This is a genomic window from Streptomyces sp. UC4497, from assembly GCF_054871485.1.
The window spans coordinates 40,194-61,451 of sequence record NZ_JBTYHB010000033.1; the positions used below are offsets into that span (position 1 = coordinate 40,194).

Genomic DNA, 21,258 nt, shown 5'->3' on the forward strand with positions numbered 1-21,258 from the left:
CGTCACACCCCAGCACGTCCTTCGAGGGCCGACCCGATGTCGTCGGCGACCTCCCGCGCCCATGCGGAGATGTGCTCGAAGTCCCGGAAGTCGCCGCCCTTCCCGGAGTTGACAATCATCCGGGCCATGCGGCCGCGGGCATGGTCGTCGAGGCGTCCGCCGAACGTCACGTGCCCGCGTGCGTCGATCCGGGACGCGATGCGGCGCACACCCGGGACCGGCGCGATGTCGCGGTCCGACGCCGACGCGTCGAGCGGTCCGCTGCTGAGCAGCCACACCGGGCGCGCCGTCAGTTCACGGCGTGCGCGGCGGGCGAAGCGGCGTGCGTTGCGGTGCCACCGGCCCGCGTAGAGCGCTCCGCCGAGGACGACGGCGTCGTACTCCGCGACGTTGCGCCACGCGGCGTCCGCCGAGCGGACCGTAGTGGAACAGCCCTCTTTGCTCAGCACGTCACCGATGCGTTCGGCGATCTCGGCGGTGGAGCCGTTGGTCGTCCCGTAAGCGATGAGCACGCGGGGCTCCCTGCGTTCCATTCCTCTCACTCTCCTTTTGCGCTCGGCTTGTTGTCGCGCAACTGGGTCGTGTCGGACGTCAGATCTTGCGCAGCCAGTCGTCCGCGACGCCGTGCAGCGCCTGCTCGTCGGGGCGCAGGTGGGAGTCGTCCAGCCGGTACGTGAGCTTGTCCACGACGGCGACGACCCCGTCGATGTGGCCGGTCATGCGGGCGGCGATCTCCTTCTCGCTGCGCCGTTCGACCTGCCCGTCGAGGGTGACCACGCCCTCGTGGACCTGGACGGTGAGCGCCCGCGGTGACAGCCACAGGCTGCGGACGAGGACCTCGTCGATCACCTCGTGGCGGATCTCGTCGTCGCGGCGCAGGAACGTCTGGAGCAGGTCCCGGCGGGTGACGATCCCGACCAGCCGGTCGTCCTCGTCCACCACGGGCAGGCGTTCCACCTTGCGGTGGGCCATGGTGCGGGCGGCCTCGGCGATCGTCACCTCGGCATGGACCGTGACCGGCGGCTCGGACATCAACTGGCCGGCCGTGCGGGCCTGTGCCCTGCGGTGCTCGGCACGGGAACCGCGTCCGATGACCGGAAGCCGCCGACGGCGCGCGTGCGGGGCGGGGTTGTCCTCCGCCTGCACCTGGCGGGCCAGGAGGTCCGTCTCGGAGATCACGCCGATGACACGCTCCTCCTCGTCGACGACGGGGAGCCCGCTGATGCGGTGCGCGTCCAGCAGGCGCGTCACTTCTTTGAACGGGGTGGCGTAGACGGCGCGTACGACGTCGTTCGCCATGACGGAGCCGACCTTGCTGTGCTTCATCTCCATGCCTCCTTCGGGCAGTGCCGCGGTCGGATCGCGCGTCAGCGCAGTCGCCGCAGATAGGGGTCCTGGGCGCGGGCCGGTGCGAGCCGTACCCGTGCGTCGAGCGCGGTGACTCCCTCACTCCAGGCGAGGAGCGGGTTCAGGTCCGCCTCCGCCAGCTGCGGCAGGTCGCCCGCCATCTGCGAAATCCGCAGGAGGACCTGCTCGAGGCCCTCCAGGTCGACCGGCCCCTCGCCGCCGCTTCCGAAGAGCAGCGGGGCGCAGCGCGGCGCGGTGATCAGGTCGTGCACGTCGTGGTCGGTGAGCGGGGCCAGGCGGGCCGCGTGGTCGGCGAGGACATCGGTGGCGGTGCCGCCGTGCCCGAACAGGACCAGCGGTCCGAACACGGCGTCCTGGACCACGCCCGCCACCAGCTCGATCCCGCGCCGGGCGAGCGGCTGCACCACCACGCCGGTCATGAGCCCGGCGAACCGGGTCTCCAGATCCCGCCAGGCCGCCCGGACCTGGGAGTCACCGCGCAGGTCGAGGTGGACGGCGTGCTCCTGGCTCTTGTGCAGCAGGCCGGGCCAGTACGCCTTGAGGACGACGAGGCCGTCGGGGCCCTTGAGGCGTTCGGCGGCAAGTACGGCCTCGTCCTCCGTCTGCGCCCAGGCCCAGGAAAGCTGCGGGATGCCGTAGCAGTCGAGGAGTTCGGCGCAGGTGCGCGGATCGAGCCAGCCGCCGTTCTCGTGCGCGGCGAGGTAGCTGTCGACGACGGTCCTCGCGCGCCCGGCGTCGGTGCCGGAGAGCTCGGGGACGGTGCCCGGCGGACGGGCCAGCCACCGCGCCCGGGCCACCGCGTGGGCGAGGGCACGCGCGGCTGCCTGCGGGTCGGCGTACGCGGGGATGTGCCCTTCGTCGGCCGTCAGGAGCCGGGCCGGTTCCGCCTGGTCGAGAAGGACCGCGGCGACCGTACGCAGGCGGCTTCGTCCCGGGGCCCGGGTGAGGGAGCGGACGAGGTCGTCGCCGGTCGCCGCGGAGACGGCGGTCGGCACCAGGGCCACCAGGATCGCGTCCACGGCGCCGGTGGCGGCGAGCTTGTCGAGGCAGGTGCGCAGTTCGTCCTCGGAGACGGCGGCCGTCGCGTCGATCGGGTTGGCGGCCGTGGCTCCGGACGGAAGGGTCGACAGCAGATCGTCGATGAGCTCGGACCCGAGCGACGGCACGGTGAGCCCGGCCTCGGCGCAGGCGTCGGCGGCGAGCACTCCGGCGCCGCCCGCGTTGGTGACGACCGCTACGCGGGCGCCGGACGGCAGCGGCTGGGAGTGCAACAGGGCGGCGGTGTCGAGGAGTTCACGGATGGTGTGCGTCGCGGTGACGCCGGCCTGGGCGAACAGGGCCCGCCGGGTCATCGTCCGGGTGGCGGCGGCCGCGCTGTGCGAGGCGGCGGCGCGCCGTCCCGCTTCGGTGCGGCCCGCGTCCACGGTGAGGACGGGGATGCGGCGGGTGACGCGGCGCGCGGTGCGGGAGAACGCCCGCGGGTTGCCGAACGACTCCAGGTGCAGCAGTGCCAGGTCGGTGCGGTCGTCGCTCTCCCACCACTGGAGGAGGTCGTTGCCGCTGACATCGTATTTGTCGCCGAGCGACACGAACGTCGAGACGCCGATGCCGAGCCGCCTCAGGCCGCCGAGGAGCGCGATGCCCACGCCACCGGACTGCACGGCGACCCCGGCGGTCCCGGCAGACGGGTGGGTGGCGGCGAACGTGGCGTCCAGGCGCAGGGTGTCCTCGGTGTTGGCGAGTCCCAGGCAGTTGGGCCCGGCGCACCGCATGCCGTAGCCGCGGCACGCCGCCAGCAGGGTGGCCGCCTGCGCGGCATCGAGCCCGGCGGTGACGACGACCAGGGCGCGCACACCCGCCTTGCCGCACTCCTCCGCGACGGCGGCGACGTGCGCGGCGGGCACCGCCACGACCACCAGGTCCGGCACCGTCGGCAGGGCGGACACGGACGGACTCGCGTGCGCCCCGAGAATCGTCGTGGCCTCGGGGTGCACGGCCATGAGGCGGCCGGTGTAGCCGCTGGTGCACAGATTGCGCAGGATCGCCCTTCCTACCGATCCCGGCTTGCGGCCCGCACCGACCACGGCCACCGAGCGTGGCCGCAGCAGCGGGACGAGACTGGCCACATCGGCCGCACGTCCGCGCTCCTCTACGGCACTCAAGTAGGTGTTGTCCTCGGCAAGTTGGACAGTTGTGTGGACTTCCGGTCCGTCGAAGCGGCGGGCGGTGTGCAGGCCGAGGTCGGCGAAGACCTTCAGGACCTCGTGGTTCTCCGACAGGGCGTCCGCGGTGAACGCGGTGATGTCCGCCTCCCGGGCCGCGGACACCAGGTGTTCCAGCAGGAGCGTCCCCACGCCTCGGTGGTGCCAGGCGTCCGACACGGCGAGAGAGATCTCCGCCAGGTCCGCGTCCGCCGTCCGCTCGTACTCCGCGACGCCCACCAACTGGCCCTCGACCTCGGCGAGCAGACCGAAGTAGCCGCTTCGCCGCTCGGGGCCGCACATGCGGTCGGCGGCCATCGCTGCCGAGATCCGGCTCAATCCGAAGAACCGCAGCCGCAGGTTCTGGTCCGACATCTCCTCGTACAGGCCCTGCACCGCGTCGTGGTCCGATCCGAGCGCCGGCCGGATCCGCACGGTCGTACCGTCGGCGAGGAGCGCGTGTGCCGCCCCGGCCCTGGCCTGTGTGCTGTCCGTCATGTCCTTCGCCTTCCGTTGCCCGGCGGGGCCGTCGACACCGTCGGCGGTCACTTTCAGCGTCCGGCGCACGGGCCCGGCCACCCAGGGCCCGCCCGGGTATCGATCAGGGCCGAACGGCCCCTGATTCCGCACCGGTCGTTCCGTCCGGGAGGGGCTCGCCGAGCTCGCTCTCGACGGCGCCGGCCATGGCGCGCAGCACGTCGAGCGTGCGCTGCGCCTCCGCCTCGTCGACGACGGTGATCGCGAAGCCGACATGCACGATGACGTACGTCCCCTCGCCCGCCTCCGGCGTGTACGCCAGGCAGACATCGCGTCGGATCCCGCCGAAGTCGACCGTGGCCATGCGCAGTCCGGCGCTGTCGTGAACTTCCGTGATCCATCCGGGGATTCCCAGGCACATGTGTCGCTCACCCCTTCGTTTCCGCGAGCCGGGCGGCCGCGACGGCCGCCTGCCCGTAGCTGATCCCGCCGTCGCCGACCGGCACGGCGGAGCCCACCAGGACCCGCAGCCCCTGGGCGCGCAACAGCCTGCGCACGTCGGTCAGCAGGCGCCGGTTGACGAAGCAGCCGCCCGCCAGGCAGACGGTGCGCGGGGCGCCCGATTCGACGGCCCGGCCGACGAGTTCGGCGGTGGCCTCGGCGATCGTGGTGTGGAAGGCGGCGGCCAGCACGGGGACGCTGTCGCCTGCGGCCCGGCGCGTCAGCAGGTCGGTGAGGGTGGGCGTCGGGTCGTACACCCACAGGCCGTCGACCCGTACGAAGCGGCGCTCCAGCGACACGGCGCGCAATCGTCCTGCCGCTCCTTCGAGGGCGACGGCGGCCTCGCCCTCGTACGTGACGCTGTCCACGAGGCCCAGCAGACTCGCCACCGCGTCGAAGAGCCGGCCGGCGCTCGATGTCCGCGGGCAGTTGAACCCTTGCTCGATCATCGCCCGCACCGTCGTCACCGCATCCGGATCGAGCCGTTCGGTGAGTGAGCGGGTCAACTGCGGTGGCGCGCCCGGCACTCCGAGCGGTTCAGCGCCGTGCAGGTATCCGAGCGCGGTGCGCCAGGGGTGCCGCACGGCCGCGTCGCCGCCCGGCAGCGCGGCGGTGGCGAAGCGGCCGACCCGCTGGTACGAGGTCAGGTCGGCGACCATCACTTCGCCGCCCCAGAGGGTGCCGTCGTCGCCGAGTCCGAGCCCGTCGTAGGTGACCGCGGTGAACGGGCCGGCCAGTCCGTGCTCCGCGGCGCAGGCCGCCGCGTGGGCGTGATGATGCTGGACCGGCAGCAGCGGCAGCCCCGTGGCCCGCGCCCACTGCGTGGACAGATACCCGGGGTGCAGGTCGTGCGCGACGGCGCCCGGCGTGACACCGGTCAGCGCGCTCAGGTCCCGGTACGAGGTCTCGAAGGCGTCGTACGCCGCCGGGGCCGCCAAGTCGCCGATGTGCGCGGCGAGATGGGCCCACTCCCCCGCGGCGAGCGTGAAGGTGTGCTTCAGCTGGGCTCCTGCCCCCATCAACGGGACCGGGGCGGGCCGGGGCAGCCGCAGGGCGCCCGGTGCCAGACCCCGGGCCCGCCGCACCGTCGTCACGGTCCGCCCGGCCACCTGCACCACGGAGTCGTCGTACCGTGCGCGGATGGGCCGGTCATGGCCGAGGAAGCCGTCGGCCACGGCGCCGAGCGCACGCCGTGCCTGCGCGTCGTCGACGGCGATCGGATCGTCGGCGGCGTTGCCGCTGGTGACGACGAGCGGCCGGTCGGCGGCCCGCAGCAGGAGGTGGTGCAGTCCGGTAGTCGGCAGGAACACTCCGACCTGGTCCGTGCCGGGATGTATGTCGGCGGGCAGCCGGCCGTCGACAGCGGTGAGCAGCACCACCGGGCGTACCGGGGAGGTGAGCACCGCCGCGGCCGACAGGCCGACGCGGGCGAGGCGGCGGGCCCCGTCCAGGTCGCGCACCATCACCGCCAGCGGTTTGACGGGACGGTGCTTGCGGCGCCGCAGCTCCGCGACCGCCGCAGGGTCGGTCGCGTCGCACACGAGCTGAAAGCCGCCGAGCCCCTTCACCGCGACGATGCCGCCCGCCTCCACCGTCTTCGCCGCCGCCCGCAGCGCGTCCTCGCCCCGCAGGTCCTCCCAGGACAGCGTCGGCCCGCAGTCGGGGCAGGCGACGGGCTCCGCGTGGAAACGCCGGTCGCCCGGGTCCGCGTACTCCGCCGCGCAGGCCTCGCACATCGGGAAGCGGCGCATCGTGGTGCGCCTCCGGTCGTAGGGCAGGCCCTCGATGATGGTGGCGCGCGGTCCGCAGTCGGTGCAGTTGATGAACGGGTAGCGGTGGCGGCGGCCCGCCGGATCGAACAGCTCGGCCAGGCACGCGTCGCAGATCGCGGCATCCGGCGGGATCTCGCGGGCGACGGCCAGGGCTCCCCGGCCGCTGCCGCCGTCGCTCGTACGCACGTGGAAGCCGCTCCCCCGCTCGAGCGCCGCACCACCCGCTGCCGCCACGCGCACCTCGCGAACCCTGGCGAGCGGCGGGGCCCCGTACCTCATCAACTGCGCGAACTCCTCGACGGCGCCCGGCTCACCGGCGACCGTGCCCGCCACGTGTCCGTCCACGTTGGCGACCCAGCCATCAAGCCCGAGGGCCGAGGCGACGCGGTACACGAAAGGACGGAATCCCACGCCCTGGACGATCCCCGTGACCTCGAAGTCCCTGACGACATAGGTCACTTGGTCATCCCCGCGCGACGGCGTCGCTGTATCGGGCGATCTCGTCCTCGACCGATGCGGCCAGCGGATCGACCACGGCCGCGACCGCTCCGGACATCACCGTGCCGAGGGAACTGTCGCCGACCTCCACCGCGTACACGACGAGACGCCCCGGCAACCGGCCAAGGACACGCGAGAGTTCGACGGCCTCCCCCAGGCCCATGCCGTGCGAGCTCGTCGTGGGTGGCTGGTTCAGCCGCTCGGAGTCAAGTTCGATCCGGTGCACACGGCCGGGCTTTCCGGGGTGGGCATGCGCGGCGTCGACGACGACCGCGAGGCCCGCTCCCTCCCACAGCCCGATCAGCCGGCCCGGGTCTCCGTCGCAGACGTCGAGAACCGTCCCCGTCGGCAATGGCCGCCGCGTGGCGCGCCCCCGCAGACGGTCCACAACGGCCCAGCCGACACCGTCGTCCCGTCGGAACTCGTTGCCCACACCGATCACGGCGATACGTGTGCGTCCGGCCATGACCGCTCCCTCCACAGGTTCCGCGGCTTCTACGGCAGACGGGCCGCGACGTACTCGGTGAGGTCGAGGAGTCGGTTGGTGTAGCCCCACTCGTTGTCGTACCAGCCGAAGACCTTCACCAGGTCGCCGTTGACCTGGGTGAGCGGGGCGTCGAAGACGCAGGAGGCGGGGTCGCCGACCACGTCGCGCGAGACCATCGGCGCGTCGGACACCCGCAGGATTCCCTTCAGCGGGCCGTCGGCGGCCTCCCGGAACGCGGCGTTGATCTCCTGTGCGGAGGCCGGCTCGTCGAGCACGACCGTCAGATCGGTCAGCGATCCGTCCTCCACCGGCACCCGCACCGCAAGCCCGTCCAGCGTCCCCGCGAGCTCCGGCAGCACCACTCCGACGGCCCGGGCCGCCCCGGTGCTGGTCGGGATGATGTTCACGGCGGCCGTGCGGCCCCGGCGCGGGTCCTTGTGCGGGCCGTCGAGGACCGCCTGGTCGTTCGTGTAGCCGTGGATCGTGGTCATCAGCCCCATGGCGACACCGAAACGGTCGGCGAGCACCTTCATCATCGGCGCGACGCAGTTGGTCGTGCACGAGGCGTTGGAGATCACGTGGTGGTGATCGGGGTCGTACGTCCCCTCGTTGACCCCCATCACCAGGGTGGCGTCGACTCCCTTGCCCGGGACGGACAGCAGCACCTTGCGCGGGCCGGACTTCAGGTGCGCCCCGGCGTCCTCACGCGTACGGAAGCGGCCGGTCGCCTCGATGACCACGTCCACCCCGCTCGCATCCCAGGCGAGGGCCGCAGGATCGCGCTCGGCCGTGACCGCGACACGGTGCCCGTCGACGGTCAAGGAGCTGTCGTCACTGGTGACGGTGCGGTGCAGCCTGCCGTACGTGGAGTCGTACTCCAGCAGGTACGCGAGGGTCGCAGGCGACGTGATGTCGTTGACGGCGACCACCCCGACCGGTGTCCCGGCCGAGCTCTCGGCACGCTCCAGAGCACAGCGCAGATAGTTGCGGCCGATGCGGCCGAACCCGTTGATGCCCACGCGCACGCTCATGTCCCGTCCCCTCCCGATCATCCGGCTTCTCGTCCCTGCCGTCAGCCTCGTGGTCGGCCGACGGCGCGGGCAGGGGTCCTGCGGGTCCGGGCGAGGGCCGTTCGGCCCCCTCGACAGCGGACGTCGGGTCCCGTCCCGGCCGTGCCCCGGCTCAGCGGCCGTGCGCGACGACCGCGTCCGGCCCGACGGTTACGGCATGGTCCGGTGTTCGCCGTGGGGCGGCCGACGCTTCCGGCCCGTAGCCCAGACGCACCAACATGTGGACATGACCCGCGAGTTCCGGGTCGGGACGCATGTTCCTGCGCAGGTCGGGCCACTCCATTGCCTGGTGCAGCAGGGACGTGCGCAGGCCGTGGGCCGTGGCGACGAGCAGGACGTGCTCGAGGGCCTGCCCGGCGCGCAGCCAGTCGGCACGACGATCGTGCACGGTACTGAGCAGCGCGATCACAGGGCGGCGCTCGAACTTCTGGGCCGGCAGTCCCGCGAGGTGGCGCTGCGCGCTGAAGTCCCGCATGGGGAGCTGTTCATGGGCATCCTGCACCCCGAGAGTCGCGCGCGGCATCCCGAGATCGGCCCTGTCGTACGCGTCCCTGTGCACCCAGCGACGGCTCTCCGCGGAGCGGTCGGGGTCGCTGCGGTTGCGCCGCTCCGCTTCCGCGGTGACCCGCAGCAGGAAGACCTTCTCCGCGGACGTCGGGAAGGAGAGCAGGGCACCGCTCAGGTGCGCCGCGTCGGCCAGTTCGGCGCAGACAGCAGGCGGCAGCGGGCGTTCGGAGAAGGGGAACCGGCTGCTGTGGCGCCGCCAGATCGCGTCGTACAGGTCCCGGCGATGCCCCGGCGAGCGCCCCGGAGCGGCCCGCCGGGGCCGCACGCTGGCGAGCATCCCGGGGTCGTCCGGGCTGGGCAGCAGGCGCGTCACCGGTACCCACCCGCAATGAGCCACCGCGACACGGAGGTTGAAGACAGCGGCACCGACCGACAGGTGCAGCGCGCGGCCCGTCGGATCCGCCTCCCTCAACGAGCGCTCCGGCGCGGCCCACACCTCAAGGGCGCTGGTGTCGGGGTCGAGCCGGAACTTCCACGGCTGCGTATTGAAGATGGAGGGCGCTGCCACGGCAGCCGCCAGCAGCCTTTCCAGTACCGATGCGTCCAGCGTCGTAGCGCTCATGGCCGCCATCTCCTCAGCGGGTGCCGTACAAGAGTTCCTGTGACCACGGTGCGTCCGGAGCCGGCGCACGGTGCAGGGGCCGAACGACCCTTGCGCCGAGGCCGGTTCGGCCCCTGCACCGCGGGACGGCGCGGTGGCAGCGTGCACCGGGTGGGCCCCTGGGTCCCGGGGCCCGGTCCGAGAGGAGGCGGAGACAGTGGAACGAACTCTGATCGTGGGAATCGACGGCTCGGAGCCGAGCCTGCACGCGCTGGACTGGGCCGTGGACGAAGCGGTCCGGAGGGCGACCGAACTGCGCATCGTGCATGCCTCGCGCTGGGAGCAGTACGAGGCCCACCTGCCGTCCAACAGCCTCGACCGCAGTTCGCTGCAGCAGCACGCGGAGCACCTCGCGGCCCAGGGCGTCGAACGCGCCCGACAGCGTGCGCCCCAACTGACGATCACCAGCCGGGTGGTGCCGCAGGATCCGACCGCCGCGCTGGTCGAGGCCTCACGCGACGCCGGCGCGGTCGTTGTCGGAAGCCGCGGACACGGTACGTTCACCGGCCTCCTGCTCGGTTCGGTGAGCCTGCCCGTGGCGGCCCACGCGGAGTGCACGGTGGTCGTCGTACGCGGCAACGACAAGAACGTCCAGGGCGGCCTCGGCCAGATCACCCTGGGCATCGGAGACCCCGAACGGGCAGGAGCGGCGGCCGAGTTCGCGCTGCGCGAGGCAGAGATGCGAGGCACGGACGTCCTCGCCCTGCGCGCCAGGCGCTGCCCCGCCCACGAAGTCCCCGACTATCCAACGGCCGACAGCGAGGGCCACGTGGTGCGCGCGGGGAACGAGCTGATGTCCGCGCTGCACGACCCGCGCGAGGCGCACAGTTCCGTCACGGTGCGTGCGCACCCCTACGAGGGCCGCGCCCGCGACGTGCTGGTGGAGGCGTCCGCACTGTCGGACCTACTGGTCGTCGGCGCACGACGGCGCCGCAGCGGCGTCGGTCTCCAACTCGGCCCCGTCAGCCACGCCGTGCTGCACCACTCGGCATGTCCGGTCGCCGTCGTGCCGCACGACTGACAGCGCGCGCCGGGGTCCCGCCTCCTCTGCCGTCAGTGCCTGTGCAGCAGTGGATCGCGCCACACCAGCTTCGCGGGTCAGGCCCAGCACCGGCCCGAACCATCCTCCGGCCGCCGCCCACACCCGTGCGGGCTTCCGGCCGGCCGGAGGTGGGCCGCGCCGCACTCAAGGGCGTGCTTGCACGGTGGGGCACGAGGGCTGTTCGGAGTCCTGGAGTTCGGCCAGCAGGGCGCTCTGGCCGGCGAGGAGTTCGGTGAGGATGCGGCGGGCCGCGCGCAGGAGTTCGGCGACGTCGCCGCCGGCCAGCGCGTAGGTGACCGTGGTGCCCTCACGGGTGGACACGACGATGCCGGAACGGCGCAGCACGGCGAGTTGTTGTGAGAGGTTCGAGGGCTCGATGTCGATGTCGATGAGCAGATCCCGTACGGACACCGGCCCGTTCTGCAGGAGTTCCAGGACGCGGATGCGGACGGGATGCCCGAGCATGCGGAAGAACTCTGCTTTGACCTGATAGAGGGGGCGCTGCACGGGCTCGCTCACTTCCCTGGCTCGGATGAGGTTGCGAAGGAGGGGCGCGGCGGCCTCGCTCGTCGCCACGCCCGGTGCGTTGTCCGATTCTCTTCCCCGCCACGGCTGCTGGAGTCGACAGCTCGACAGATGCAAGTAATGACTTGAAGAAGTCTTCAAGTAGCGGGCAAATGAAGTGGCGTCGGGGCTCAGACTTCCAGTTGCTCCTCGGTCTGCTTGAGGCGGTGGCGGGCCATGGCGAGGTTCGAGCGGGCCTTGTCGATGACGACGTAGATGAACAGTCCGTTGCCGGACCTGCCGGCCACCGGGCGGATGAGGTGGTACTGGGTGCCCAGGGTGATCAGGATGTCCTCGATCTTGTCCTTGAGACCCAGCGTCTCCATGGTGCGCATCTTGGCGCGGATCACGTCGGTGTTCCCGGCCGCGGCGACGCTCAGGTCCAGCTGCTTGCCGCCGCCCAGGGTGCCCAGCGCCATGCCGCTGGTGTAGTCGACGACCGCGGCTCCCACCGCGCCCTCGATCTCGGTCAGCAGGGTCTTCAGCGACACTTCCACACTGGTCATGGGTCCTCCTAGGGAGAGAGGTACGAGGGCTGGTTCCAGGCCCTCGTAGAGGAACCTAGGAGGCGTATCGCCACCTCGGAGGCATATGCCCAAAGTGGTTGCGGACGGATTTTCCACGCGATATGGCACCTGTCGTGCCGGGGTGGACGGCCGCTTGTCGCGAGGGCTTCGCGTGCCTGCTGGTGCGACGTCTACTCCCCTGAGTAACTGTCGCGGCATGGTCCGCCGGGTAGGCCGGGACCCAAGGTCCATATCAGGGGATCAGACACAGGCTTCCCCCCTTGCGGCACGTTGGTTGTCGGCATCACGTGTCACTCATGCGGAACCACCGCCACGGGGCAGTCCATGTGATGGATCACCGCGTGCGCCACCGGCCCGAGGTGGGGCCCGATCGCCGCCGGCCTGTTGCGCCTGCCCACGACCAGCAACCCCGAGCCGGCGGCCGCCTTGACCACGTGGTGCGTCGGACGGCCTTCCACGACGACTTCGCGCACGGGGACCTTCGGATACTTGCTCCGCCACGGCTCCAGCACCGCGGCAAGCCGGCTCCGCGCACGATCCCTGGTCGCCGCGCGCTCGTCCGGGCCGACCAGACCCTGCCGCAACGGAACGTGCCACGCGTGCACGATCCGCAGCGGTGCACCGCGCAACTCCGCCGCCCGGAAGGCGAGGTCGACCACGGGATCGCAGTGCTGTGCCGGGTCGACGGCGAGCGCGACGTCACGGGCGGACCCACGTGTGGCCTCGGGGTGCGCGCCCGGCAGGTACTCCCGGTCGGCCGTATGCCCGGACCGCACGAGCACCACCGGGCACGGGGCGTGGGCCGCGGCCCCGAGCGCGACCGATCCTGCGAGCACCCCGCTCACGCTCCCCAGCCCCTGGCTGCCCAGCACGAGCATCTCGGCCGCCCCGGTCTCGGCCAGCAGGGCGGGCCCGGGAGCCGCCCTGAGCTGCTCCGTGGACACGAACAACTTCGGGTGCCGCAGATGCAGTTGCTCGCTCACGGTGCGCAGCGCGCGCTGTGCCCAGAACTGCGGTGCCCGCAACTCGGGCAGGGTCGCCTTCACGCCCTGCGGCGGCAGGCCCTCCCATGCGTGCACCAGGCGCAGCGGAAGGTCACGACGCAACGCTTCCCTGGCTGCCACGTGTGCCGCGGCGACGCTTTCACGGGATCCGTCGACGCCGACGACAATCGGTTTCAACATGTACGCCACCCCCTTGTGGTCGTGCCGTGCGCTTCAGCGGCTGTCACTCGACGCGACCGGGCCGAGCGCGGCCCGGCCCGCTTCGAGCCGCGCGGTCGGGATCCGGAACGGCGAGCACGAGACGTAGTCGAGACCGGCCCGGTGGAAGAAGTGAATGGAAGCGGGGTCTCCGCCGTGTTCGCCGCACACCCCGGTGGTGAGGGCAGGTTTGGCGTCACGTCCGGACTCCACGGCGCGCAGCACCAGTTCGCCGACGCCCTCTTCGTCGAGGCTCTCGAAGGGCGAGACGGCGAAGACGCCGCCGTCCAGGTAGAGCGGGAAGAAGGATGCCTCGGCGTCGTCCCGGGACATGCCCCAGACCGTCTGCGTGAGGTCGTTGGTGCCGAAGGAGAAGAAGTCGGCGAAGGCAGCGATACGGCCGGCCGTCAGCGCGGAACGGGGCAGTTCGATCATCGTGCCGATCGGGCAGTCGATGCGACGCCCGGTCTCCAGGGACACCTCGGCGAGCGCCCGCTGCACCTCGGCGCGTGCGAGCTGGAGTTCGGTCGCGGTCGCCACCAAGGGGATCATGATCTCGGCGCGGGGATCGCCGCCGTCGCGCAACCGTTGATCGACCGCCTCGGCGATCGCGCGGGTCTGCATGGCGACCAGGCCCGGGGTCGCCAGGCCCAGGCGCACGCCGCGCAGACCGAGCATCGGGTTCTGCTCGTGCAGTTTCCTTACGGCGCCCAGGAGTTCGCGGTCGCGGGAGCCCGATTGGGTGTGCGTCGCCACGCGTACGGACAGGTCGGTCAGGTCGGGCAGGAACTCGTGCAGCGGCGGGTCGAGCAGCCGGATGGTGACCGGCAGGCCGTCCATGGCGCGCAGGATGTCGGTGAAGTCGCTCCGTTGCAGGGGCAGCAGCGCTGCCAACGACGCGGCGCGGGCCTCGTCGTCCCGCGCGAGGATCATGTCCTCGACCAGGGAGCGGCGTTCGCCCAGGAACATGTGCTCGGTGCGGCACAGGCCGATCCCCCGCGCTCCGAGCTGCCGCGCGAGCGCGGCGTCGGCCGGGGTGTCGGCGTTGGCCCGGACCTCCACGCGGGCCGCCTCGTCGGCGTGATCCAGAGCCCGTCGCACGGCGCTTCCCAACTCCCCCGTGTCCGCACCGGTTTCGACCGCCTGCCGGACCTCGGAGTCCACCAGGGGCAGCGCCCCGAGGTGCACGGTGCCCGCCGTCCCGTCGACGGAGACGGTGTCGCCTTCGTGGACCACCACACCGGACGGCGTGGTCAGGCGGCGCGCCGCGATGTCGACGGTGAGCGTGTCCGCGCCACAGACGCACACCTTGCCCATGCCGCGGGCCACGACGGCGGCATGGCTGGTCTTTCCGCCCCGGCTGGTGAGCACGGCATCGGCGGCGATCATGCCGGGCAGGTCGTCCGGAGTGGTCTCGCGCCGCACGAGTACGACGTGCTGCCCCGCCCGGTGGCGCCGCACGGCGGTGGGTGTGTCGAAGACGACCGCACCCACCGCGGCGCCCGGGGACGCGGCCACGCCCCGCGCAAGCGGTACATCGGTGGAGTGCCCGGCGAAGCGCGGGAACATCAGCCGGTTCAGGGCCGCCCCGTCCACGCGCGTCAGCGCCTCGTCCTCGGTGATCCGGCCCTCGTCCACCAGCTCGTACGCGACACGGAACGCGGCCTCCGCCGTGCGCTTGCCGATGCGCGTCTGCAGGATCCACAGCTTGCCGCGCTCGATGGTGAACTCGACGTCGCACATGTCCCGGTAGTGCTCTTCCAACGTACGCAAGTGCGAGGCCAGTTCGGCGTACACGCCGGGCAGGGACGTCTTCAATGTGGCGAGCGGCGAGGCGTCGCGCACGCCGGACACGACGTCCTCGCCCTGGGCGTTCAAGAGGTAGTCGCCGTACAGGCCGGGGGCGCCCGTGGCCGGGTCGCGGGTGAAGGCGACGCCGGTGCCGGAATCCTGGCCGAGGTTTCCGAACACCATGGCCTGGACGTTGACGGCGGTGCCGAGGTCGTCGGGGATGTGCTCGCGCGAGCGGTACAGGCGCGCCCGTTCACTGTTCCACGAGGTGAAGACCGCGCGAATGGCCAGCTGAAGCTGTTCGACCGGGTCCTGCGGGAAGTCCTCTGCGCCTTCCCGCCGAATGAGTTCCTTGAACTCGCCCACCAGCCACTTGAGTTGGTCGACGTCCAGCTCACCGTCGTCCTTGACACCGGCGTCGCGCTTGCGGGCGGCGATGAGGTTCTCGAACAGCGTGGCGTCGACGCCCAGCACGGTGTGCCCGAACATCTGCAGCAGTCGCCGGTAGGAGTCCCAGGCGGAGCGCTCCTGTCCGGTGGCGCGGGCCAGTCCTTCGACACTGACGTCGCCGAGGCCGATGTCGAGGATCGTCTCCATCATGCCGGGCATGGAGAACCTGCCGCCGGAGCGCACGGAAATGAGCAGCGGCTCGTCCGGAGCCCCCAGAGTGCGCCCCGCCTCCCGCTCCAGGGACACGAGTTGCTGTGCCACCTCGACGCCCAGGTCCCTGGGCTCCTCGCCGGTGAGCAGGAACGCACGGCAGGCTTCGGTGGTGATGGTGAAGCCCGGCGGCACGGGCAGCCCCAGCCTGCTCATCTCCGCGAGGCCCGCCCCCTTGCCGCCGAGCTGGTCGGCCATGTCACGGTTGCCGTCGCCGAACGCGTACACGTATTGCTTGGGAACGCTCATGACAGGCTTCCCTTCAGCGGTGCGGGTCAGGAGTGCGGGACGATGGCGACGGGGCAGCGGGCATGGTGCATCACCGCGTGGGTGACGGGGCCGTTGTGGTGGCCGGTGCGGTGTCGCCCGGGTGCGCGCCGGCCGACCACGACGAGGCGGGCGCCCTCGGTGGCCGCCAGGAGCGGCGTCACGGCCCGGCCCTCGACGACCGTCGCGGTCACCTCCACGCCGGGGAACTTTCCGCGCCAGGTCTGCAGCACCGCGTCCTGGAATCCGTGCCACTCCTCCTGACGCTGCGGCCGTGCCGCGAGCGCGAGTTCGCCCGGCCCCAGCGTGTAGAGGGACGGGCCTCGCCAGGCGGACACGACGTGGAGACGGGCCCCCTTCAACGCGGCTTCGGCGAACGCGAAGTCGACCACCTCGTCGCACGGGTCGGACAGGTCGAGCCCGAGAATCACGTCGGCGCGTGGCTTGTCCTCGGTGCCCGGTCCGTGTGCGTGAGCGGTGGGCGTTCCGGCACGGACGAGCACGACGGGCACCGGCGCCGCGGCCGCCACGCTCTGCGCCACGGAACCCACGACGACGCCGCTGATGGCGCCGAGCCCCCGGGACCCGAGCACAAGAGCCTCGGCCTGCTCGGCGGCCCGCAGCAGCGCGGTCGACGCCGGCCCCTCCACGGCATCCGCCGTCAGGGGCACGGCCGGGCAGACGCCACGCACTCGGGTCTCCGCCCTGCCCAAGGCCGCCCGTGCACGGGCGCGTTGCGCCACGCCGGCCGATGTCGCGCCGAGGGGCACATCGGAAGCGGGGTGCGGGCTCCAGTTCCAGGCATGCACGAGCCGCAGCGGCAGGTCACGCGCCATCGCCTCCTCGGCCGCCCACTCGGCGGCGGCGAGGCTCTCGGAGGATTCGTCGATTCCGACAACCACAGTTCGCGACATGCTCGGGCACCTTCCGTGGGCTCTCCCGCTCCGGACGACCTCATGGTTTCGCTCGGCATCGGCACCCGGGAGGGGCCGCCGGCCCCCTGTCGAGGACCGAACGGCCCCTGCCTGCAAGGTGGTTGTCCTTGCGTGAAGGGCTCAGCGGTGCGCGACGACGGCAACCGGGGCTGCGGCGTGGTGCAGGACCGCGTGGGTGACAGGACCGATGTGGGCACCGACCTGCGCTCGGCGGACGCGCCGGCCCACCACGACGAGCGAGGCCTCGCGGGTGGCGGCAACGATGTGCTGGACCGGGCTGCCGCTGCGGGAGATCTCGAGGACCTCGACGTTCGGGTGCTTCTCACGCCAGGGACGCAGCGTCTCGGCGAGTTCGGCGCTCTTCTGACGCAGGACCTCGTCGTCCGGTTCGATGCCGGCGGTCGGGCCGTAGACGTAGTAGGGCGGCAGGTTCCAGCTGTTGACCGCGTGCAGGGCGGTGCCTCGACGCGCGGCCTCCTCGAAGGCGAACGCCATCACCGCGTCGTCCGGGCTGTCGGTGTCCAGGCCGAGGACGACGGGACGGTAGGCGGTCGCGGCGGACGGGATGCCGGACGGGTCCATGACGTGTTCGTCGGAGGCCTGTTCTCCCGCCCGTACGAGGACCACGGGCGTCTCGGTGTGCCCGATCACCACCTGCCCCACCGACCCCACCAGGAACCCGGCGAGGCCGCTCAGCCCACGGGAGCCGAGCACCAGCAGTTCGGTGTGTTTCGCGGCTTCCACCAGGACGTCGGCCGGCTTACCGGCGACCTGCTCGGACGTGACATCCACCCGCGGATGCCGCAGGCGCAGACCATCAACGTTCTCCCGTGGGATCCGCTCGGTCCAGTGCCGGTGCGTCTCGGGGCCGAGCAGTGGCGCCTGGGCGATCGGGTCCGGGACCGGCTCCCACACATGGACCAGTTTCAGCGGCAGTCCGCGCAGTTCCGCTTCGCGGGCCGCCCACTCCGCGGCGGCGCGGCTCTCGGCCGAACCGTCGAGACCCACCGTGACATTGCGGTACATGGTGTCCTCCTCGAGTACCGGCTGCTGATTCCAGGGTCTGCGCCGACGCCTCGCGGGAAGAGGGGCCACTGGTCCCTGGCCCCCGCCAAGGGGCCCGGGCCCGCCGGTGCGACGGCTCCAGCGCGCTCGGGCGGAGCCGCCGTGGTTCCACGTCTTCGCTGTCACGGTCTTGTTCCCTGGCCGACCAGTTCACCCAGGTCGCCGACGACGATGTCCGCGCCGTGCCGCAGCAGTCGCTCCCTGGTGCCCGGGCCGCCCGCCCGGTCCACTCCGACGACCAGCGCGAATCCGCCGCCCCGGCCCGCCTCGACGCCCGCCAGGGCGTCCTCGACGACGGCCGTGCGCCGCGCCGGGACACCAAGGCGTCGTGCCGCCTCCAGGAACAGATCGGGCCGCGGTTTGCCCGGCAGGGCGAGACGGGCCGCTTCTCCTCCGTCGACGAGGACGTCGAACAGGTCCCGCACCCCGGCCCTGTCCAGCAGTTCGGGTGCGTGCCGGGACGCGGAAGCGGCGGCGCGGGGCACCCCGGCCTCGCGCAGTGCGTGCAGCAGTCGCACGGTGCCCGGGTAGGCGTCGATGCCGTGCTCGCGCAGCCGCGCCACGTACAGCCGCTCCTTCTCCGCGGCCACGGACCGCACCCGCTCATCGGTGGGAGCGACACCGCGGGCGACGAGGAAGGCAGCGGCGCCGTCGAGGCGGGACTTGCCGTCGACGTACCGGAGGTAGTCGTGACGGACGTCGAAGGGGCGCCGGTGGTGCGGTTCGCCTGGCGGATGGTCGTGCAGGAAGGTGTCGAAGGCGGTCTTCCAGGAGGCGGCGTGCACGCGGGCGGAGTCGGTGATCACTCCGTCGGTGTCGAGCACCACCGCCGCGATTCCCCGCAGTGCGGGCGCCAACACCTCGCGGGGCGCCTCCGAACGGGCGGTGCGGGCATTCATCCGGTCCTCCTCGGTGGGCGCGGGTGCCGCAGGCCTGTCAGGAGGCGTTCGTGGCGCCGGGGGCGCGCGGCCATGGGTCACCTTCGGCGAAGTCCGGGTCCAGGCCGGGGCGGTGGCGCGGGCCCATGAGCGCGCAGTCCACGTGGACCACGCCTTCCACGGCTCGTATCAGGCGTGCGGCGACGGGAACGAGCGTGGTGTCCCGGATGCGGCCGGTGAGGGTGACCACGCCGTCGCGTACGGACACCCGGATCGACTCGATCGGAGCGGGGAACAGGTACGCGACGACCTCGCGGCGCACCTCCTCGGCGATGTCGTCGTCGGTGCGCAGGAACACCTTCAGGAGGTCGGAGCGGCTGACGATGCCCTGCAGCGTGCCGCTGTCGTCCACCACGGGCAGCCGCTTCACCTTGTTGAGGGCCATGGCCCTGGCCGCCTCCGCCAGCGTCGCGTTCGCGCGAACGGTGACGGCGGGAGCCGTCATCAGCTCCCCGGCGGTCAGCGCGCCCGCCTTCGCCAGGTCGGCGAGGCGGCTCAGCTGCGTATGACGGTCGGGGTCGCTGTCGCGGAACTCCTCCTTGGGGAGCAGGTCCGCCTCGGAGACGACACCGATGACCAGGGACTCTCCCCGCAGCACGGGAAGGGCGCTGACCTTCCACTGCCGCATGGTCTTCACGATGTCCTTGAACGCCGCTTCGCTGCCGACCGAGACGACGGTCTGGGTCATCACATCGCTCACGATGTGCGGGCTGCCGTGCATGCTGTCCTCCAGGAGGCTCGGGCGGTGCGAGAGCACCTGCACCATCGGCGTACGACGCCTGTTGTCAGGCTCGACCACCCGCACGCCGCGCCGCTTGGGCCCACCGGCCCCGTTCGGGCTTCCGACGGGCCCTCGTGGACGCACGGCCCGGTACTGTACGAGCGGTCAGGAGTCGCCCCGCCCGTGCCGCTCCCGTGATTCGGTGGCGATGACCGCGGCCTGGATGCGCCGTTCGACGCCCAACTTGCTCAGCAGGCGCGAGATGTGGTTCTTGACGGTCTTCTCCGCGAGATAGAGCCGCCGGCCGATCTGACGGTTGGTGAGGCCTTCGCCGATGAGGTCGAGGATCTGCCGCTCCCGCTCCGTCAGGGCCGACAGTGCGTCCGGCTCCGCCTCCTTGGGCCGGTCGCCGCGCAGCCGCGCCATCAGCTTCGTGGTGGCGCTCGGATCGAGGAGGGACTGGCCGCGGGCCACGGTGCGCACGGCCGAGACCAGGTTCGCCCCCTCGATCTGCTTCAGCACGTACCCGGACGCGCCCGCCATGATCGAGTCGAGCAGTGCCTCCTCGTCGTCGAAGGAGGTGAGCATGAGGCAGGCGAGTTCGGGCATGCGCGAGCGCAGATCCCGGCAGACGCTCACCCCGTCGCCGTCGGGCAACCGCACGTCGAGCACGGCCACGTGCGGCCGCAGCGCCGGCACCCGCACCAGGGCCTGTTCGACGGTGCCGGCCTCGCCGACGACGGTGATGTCCGGCTGATCCTCCAGCAGATCGTGCACTCCCCGGCGGACGACCTCGTGGTCGTCGAGCAGGAAGACCCGGATCGGGGTTTCGGGCGCGGGCGGCTCGCTGTCCGTCATCGAAGCGGCTCCTGTCGTGCGTCGGCGGTCACTCGTGCCGGGCCGTCCCTTCGGGCTGTTCGGGACAACCGTCCGTTCCAGATCCTTCGCGTTTTCGGGCCCGAAGACCAGGGCCGGTCGGCCCTTTCGCCGAACGCCGTGGCACACGGCGTGCCGCACGCCCCGCGTGGACCGTCCGCTCAGTCGTGCGGGATCACCGCGACCGGGGCGGCGGCGTGGTGCATCACGGTCTGCGTCACCGGACCGATGTGGGCGCCGAACGTGGTGCGCCCGTTCCGGCGTCCCACGACCACCAGGGACGCGTCGCGCGAGGCCTCCACCAGGTGCGGTCCCGCGCCCCCGATGACGGCCTGCGCCGCCACGTCGACGGCGGGGAACCTCGCACGCCACCCACGCAGCACACCGGTCACGTCCTGCCTGATCCGGGCGGCCAGTTGGGCGTTCGACTCGGGGTCGAGCACGCCTGCGTAGCCGTAGTAGTACGGCGGCGGGCTCCAGCCGTGCACGACCCGCAGTCCCGTGCCGCGGCGGACGGCAGCGTCGAAGGCGAACCCGACCACGGCGTCGTCGGGGTGCTCCAGGTCGAGTCCCAGCACGACGTCCCGGTACGGGGTGACGGCCGACGCCCTCCCGGCGATGTCCGTCGCGTGCTCGTTCTCCGCCCGCTCCCCCGCGCGGACGAGGACGACGGGCACGTTCACCCGGCCGACGACTGCCAGCGCGACCGAGCCGACGACGAACCCGGCAAGGCCGCTCAGCCCGCGCGAGCCGAGCACCAGCACCTCGGCCTCCCCGGCCGCGGCCAGCAGTGCGGGCACGGTGTCGTCGTCGGCCTCACGCGTGCTGATCGGCAGTTCGGGGCGCTGCTCCGCGATCGCGGAACGGGCGTCGGCCAGCATCCTCTCGGCCCAGCCGCGCTCCGGGGCGTTCGCCGGAAGGGGCATCCCGCCCAGCGGGGCTTGGGCGTAGGGCTGCCACTTCCATGCGTGGACGAGAACCAGAGGAAGAGAACGCAACTGCGCCTCGCGGGCGGCCCAGTCGGCGGCGGCCAGGCTCTGCACGGTGCCGTCGAGCCCGGCGATGACGGTTCGGGACATGGGCGAACCTCCTGCGGGTGAACGGTGGCCGGGTCGGCGCGGCCGACCG

General features: G+C 72.2%; 19 protein-coding genes. 1 reads left to right on the forward strand and 18 read right to left on the reverse strand.

Going from position 1 to position 21,258, the window contains the following annotated elements; translation table 11 throughout:
- Nucleotides 1–2: 2 nt before the first annotated feature.
- From ACYSUO_RS32885 to ACYSUO_RS32920, 8 genes are all read right to left on the reverse strand, one after another.
- Nucleotides 3–533, reverse strand: coding sequence for a flavodoxin domain-containing protein (locus ACYSUO_RS32885; RefSeq protein ID WP_461779867.1), 531 nt, complete (start codon nucleotides 531–533; stop codon nucleotides 3–5).
- A gap of 58 nt (nucleotides 534–591) precedes the next feature.
- Nucleotides 592–1,326: a CBS domain-containing protein gene (locus tag ACYSUO_RS32890; RefSeq protein WP_461779868.1), complete on the reverse strand. Its 735-nt coding sequence runs from the start codon at nucleotides 1,324–1,326 to the stop codon at nucleotides 592–594.
- A gap of 41 nt (nucleotides 1,327–1,367) precedes the next feature.
- Nucleotides 1,368–4,067, reverse strand: coding sequence for a bifunctional acetate--CoA ligase family protein/GNAT family N-acetyltransferase (locus tag ACYSUO_RS32895; RefSeq protein WP_461779869.1), 2,700 nt, complete (start codon nucleotides 4,065–4,067; stop codon nucleotides 1,368–1,370).
- Between the two features lie 103 nt (nucleotides 4,068–4,170).
- Nucleotides 4,171–4,467 (reverse strand): HypC/HybG/HupF family hydrogenase formation chaperone, encoded by a 297-nt coding sequence (locus tag ACYSUO_RS32900; RefSeq protein ID WP_461779870.1) that lies wholly within the window; start codon nucleotides 4,465–4,467, stop codon nucleotides 4,171–4,173.
- A gap of 7 nt (nucleotides 4,468–4,474) precedes the next feature.
- On the reverse strand, nucleotides 4,475–6,778 hold the full coding sequence (gene hypF / locus ACYSUO_RS32905; RefSeq protein WP_461779871.1) for a carbamoyltransferase HypF: 2,304 nt from the start codon (nucleotides 6,776–6,778) through the stop codon (nucleotides 4,475–4,477).
- Between the two features lie 4 nt (nucleotides 6,779–6,782).
- Complete coding sequence (locus ACYSUO_RS32910; protein ID WP_461779872.1) at nucleotides 6,783–7,283, reverse strand: hydrogenase maturation protease; 501 nt, start codon at nucleotides 7,281–7,283, stop codon at nucleotides 6,783–6,785.
- Between the two features lie 29 nt (nucleotides 7,284–7,312).
- Nucleotides 7,313–8,335, reverse strand: a complete 1,023-nt coding sequence (gene gap, locus ACYSUO_RS32915; RefSeq protein WP_461779873.1) for a type I glyceraldehyde-3-phosphate dehydrogenase — start codon at nucleotides 8,333–8,335, stop codon at nucleotides 7,313–7,315.
- 151 nt (nucleotides 8,336–8,486) lie between these two features.
- A complete protein-coding gene (locus tag ACYSUO_RS32920; protein WP_461779874.1) occupies nucleotides 8,487–9,503 on the reverse strand; it encodes an Acg family FMN-binding oxidoreductase in 1,017 nt (338 codons plus the stop codon).
- Nucleotides 9,504–9,699: 196 nt separating this feature from the next.
- Here ACYSUO_RS32920 and ACYSUO_RS32925 point away from each other — a divergent pair, with 196 nt between their 5' ends.
- On the forward strand, nucleotides 9,700–10,563 hold the full coding sequence (locus ACYSUO_RS32925) for a universal stress protein (RefSeq protein WP_461779875.1): 864 nt from the start codon (nucleotides 9,700–9,702) through the stop codon (nucleotides 10,561–10,563).
- Between the two features lie 165 nt (nucleotides 10,564–10,728).
- Here ACYSUO_RS32925 and ACYSUO_RS32930 read toward each other — a convergent pair whose 3' ends face one another.
- The 10 genes from ACYSUO_RS32930 to ACYSUO_RS32975 form a co-directional block, all read right to left on the reverse strand.
- The gene (locus ACYSUO_RS32930) at nucleotides 10,729–11,091 is read right to left on the reverse strand and encodes an ArsR/SmtB family transcription factor (protein ID WP_327660208.1); all 363 of its coding nucleotides are present in this window, start codon (nucleotides 11,089–11,091) and stop codon (nucleotides 10,729–10,731) included.
- A 188-nt stretch (nucleotides 11,092–11,279) separates the two neighbouring features.
- Nucleotides 11,280–11,654: a roadblock/LC7 domain-containing protein gene (locus tag ACYSUO_RS32935; protein ID WP_461779876.1), complete on the reverse strand. Its 375-nt coding sequence runs from the start codon at nucleotides 11,652–11,654 to the stop codon at nucleotides 11,280–11,282.
- 311 nt (nucleotides 11,655–11,965) lie between these two features.
- The gene (locus ACYSUO_RS32940; RefSeq protein ID WP_461779877.1) at nucleotides 11,966–12,859 is read right to left on the reverse strand and encodes a universal stress protein; all 894 of its coding nucleotides are present in this window, start codon (nucleotides 12,857–12,859) and stop codon (nucleotides 11,966–11,968) included.
- Nucleotides 12,860–12,892: 33 nt separating this feature from the next.
- A complete protein-coding gene (ppdK, locus tag ACYSUO_RS32945) occupies nucleotides 12,893–15,577 on the reverse strand; it encodes a pyruvate, phosphate dikinase (RefSeq protein WP_461779878.1) in 2,685 nt (894 codons plus the stop codon).
- 26 nt (nucleotides 15,578–15,603) lie between these two features.
- Nucleotides 15,604–16,509 carry a universal stress protein gene (locus ACYSUO_RS32950; protein ID WP_461779879.1) on the reverse strand — a complete coding sequence of 302 codons (906 nt, stop codon included), beginning with the start codon at nucleotides 16,507–16,509 and terminating at the stop codon, nucleotides 15,604–15,606.
- A gap of 141 nt (nucleotides 16,510–16,650) precedes the next feature.
- Complete coding sequence (locus ACYSUO_RS32955; protein ID WP_461779880.1) at nucleotides 16,651–17,556, reverse strand: universal stress protein; 906 nt, start codon at nucleotides 17,554–17,556, stop codon at nucleotides 16,651–16,653.
- Between the two features lie 161 nt (nucleotides 17,557–17,717).
- Nucleotides 17,718–18,494, reverse strand: a complete 777-nt coding sequence (locus ACYSUO_RS32960) for an HAD family hydrolase (RefSeq protein WP_461779881.1) — start codon at nucleotides 18,492–18,494, stop codon at nucleotides 17,718–17,720.
- Between the two features lie 37 nt (nucleotides 18,495–18,531).
- On the reverse strand, nucleotides 18,532–19,254 hold the full coding sequence (locus ACYSUO_RS32965; RefSeq protein WP_461779914.1) for a CBS domain-containing protein: 723 nt from the start codon (nucleotides 19,252–19,254) through the stop codon (nucleotides 18,532–18,534).
- A 165-nt stretch (nucleotides 19,255–19,419) separates the two neighbouring features.
- The gene (locus ACYSUO_RS32970) at nucleotides 19,420–20,112 is read right to left on the reverse strand and encodes a response regulator (RefSeq protein ID WP_461779882.1); all 693 of its coding nucleotides are present in this window, start codon (nucleotides 20,110–20,112) and stop codon (nucleotides 19,420–19,422) included.
- A 179-nt stretch (nucleotides 20,113–20,291) separates the two neighbouring features.
- On the reverse strand, nucleotides 20,292–21,209 hold the full coding sequence (locus ACYSUO_RS32975) for a universal stress protein (protein ID WP_461779883.1): 918 nt from the start codon (nucleotides 21,207–21,209) through the stop codon (nucleotides 20,292–20,294).
- Nucleotides 21,210–21,258 lie beyond the last annotated feature (49 nt).